Below are 2,236 nucleotides of genomic sequence, written 5' to 3'. Positions count from 1 at the left end.
GCTTATTAGCGTTGGAGCCTAAAACCGTATCGGTGTTTACGTCTGAAACTTTCACACGAACATAAGGGATTTTATTCTCTTTCAATAAATTAGCGTTGAAGTTACTAAAATCTATCCCTTTTAATGAGTTCTGAATCCCTAAACTTGCGTACGCATAATCAATCTTCAGGAAATCGCGGCTTGCTTGAACATTGTCTGGGGTGTACGTATCTTGAGAGTAGATACCATCGTAAGTGGTTCGTTCACCATCTAAACCCACATTTACGTACGTCATTGACGTACCTTCAGGATAGGTTATCGTCTGTGCTGGCGCTTGATCGTCACGACTTACTGCATGCTGCGCAGAGCCCGTATTGCCTTTGCTATCCCTCGCTCGAACCTCAAAGACCGTCGTAGATAGGAATTCATCAGTTGGGTAAGCCTTACTAAACTCACAAGCATTTCCAGACTCTACAGTGACAGGAGAACATGTGACGCCCTCATGTAAGCCATCTTTAAATGAAATACTGACCGAACTAATCTCTTGCGAGCTTTCTTTTACAACCCCTTTCAGAACGTATTCTTTAAGTTGGTTATTAATTGCACTCGCCGATGTAATATCGATAACAGGCGCATCGTTATCCCATTCAAAGTTGATATGAAGACCCGAATGGCTGCCTGGAATTAACTCATTACCCAGTACATCCGCTGTATATAAGACTAACCGTGCTGCTGTTACGTTTGAGAGCCCTGTGGCAGGGTTCATATCTACACTATCGATCTCTTTGGTATTAATGTTAACTTTAACGTTGGTCTCTCGAAGGCCAACTTCAAAATCATCAAATTCAACCGAACAGAATGTGCTTCCAAAATCTTGTATGTCGTTACATTGAAATTCACCAGACCAAGAGCCATTAATCTGATACTGAATAAAGGCGGATACGTCTTCTACACCGATATCATCAACAATTTTTAGATCAACTTTATCGGTGCCAGCAAGTACATCACGGTCAATGCGTGTCACGATAGGCGCTGTGGTATCGATCTCCGTCCCATCTCGCGGTGGAATGACGCCATCTGTACTGCCATATGTACCTAAGTCATTAAGCTTCTTACTAAAGTCGACATAGTCGGCAGCATCAGTACCAGAAATATTGATACTTGGGTCGTTTACCACGATCAAAACGTGCTGAGATAAGTCACGTGTATAAACGTCGCTGTTTATCTTTTTCTGTCCAAAGCTGAGGGGAGTCACTGCTCCGGAAGTCTGGCTCACTTCAAGACCATCAAGAACACCATCTGCAATAACATCCCGATATTGGATGTCAGCGAAGTGCATCGAAGTGTAGACGTTATCGCTGTTGCCGTATTTTTTAATAAGATCGTAAGAGTAAGACGAGTATGCTGTTAATAAAGCGCCGTATTGATGCCCTACACTAGCAAAGCTGCTTTGCCCACCTTTGGTAATATCAATAGGTTTGGTCTCATTTACGTCAAAGCCATACATGCTATTGATACTATCCAAAGCAGTTGAAAAGGCACTTTCATCTGTGGCCCCCTGAGAAATTTTGTACTTTGCCAAGCCTGCTGCCAAGTTCGACAGCGGAGTAAGCATTAACTTTTGCTCACTCCCCTCTTTAAAGTTCACAACACCTTCAAATTTAAGTGTCTTCGCATTACTCACAGATACCGTTTCATTTGTAAACGGATCGGTATAACTCCCCTCTTTTGCAACAACAAAAAGAGGCATTGACGACGATTCAAACTCTAGCAGATAGTTTCCGAAGGCATCAGACGTCGTGTTAGCCAACTTCCGACCTAAGTTTCCATTTTTGAACTCGAAAACCTCAATCTTGGCGCCATTGACTGGGGCGTCAAACACCATACCGGAAATGCTTCCTTTGCTTCTAGCTGGAGGTGTGTTGTCTCCTCCATCACCACCACCACATGCACTCAATAAAAGAGATGTAAGCGTAAGACCTAATGTTAATTTCAGCGTATTTTTAGCGAACATAGTAATTTGGCAAAATATATTTTCCCGAGATTATATTATTGAAAAATATTTTCTCAACGTGACATTAACACCAACAAAATAGGCATAAACACCAAGCCAACCGTCACTTTGACTGAATTATTAAAATTATTATCACATCCTATAATTATTAACTTAGTGAAAACAGAGGAATTACTCATGCTTTAATGCTAGTTTTTATTTAAAATATTATACTCTACGCACAACTGTCAGTATTGATAAATC

1 pseudogene is annotated in these 2,236 nt (G+C 41.2%); it reads right to left on the bottom strand.

Annotation, left to right across the window (positions count from 1 at the left end):
• Positions 1-1,993 (bottom strand): annotated as a pseudogene (locus CAG68_RS16940) (tandem large repeat); the annotation flags it as partial.
• Positions 1,994-2,236: the final 243 nt, after the last annotated feature.

The sequence above is a fragment of the Vibrio sp. V42_P2S4T144 genome, from assembly GCF_009904715.1.
Classification (GTDB): Bacteria; Pseudomonadota; Gammaproteobacteria; order Enterobacterales; family Vibrionaceae; genus Vibrio; species Vibrio alginolyticus.
This window is presented reverse-complemented; position numbering and strand designations above follow the sequence as displayed.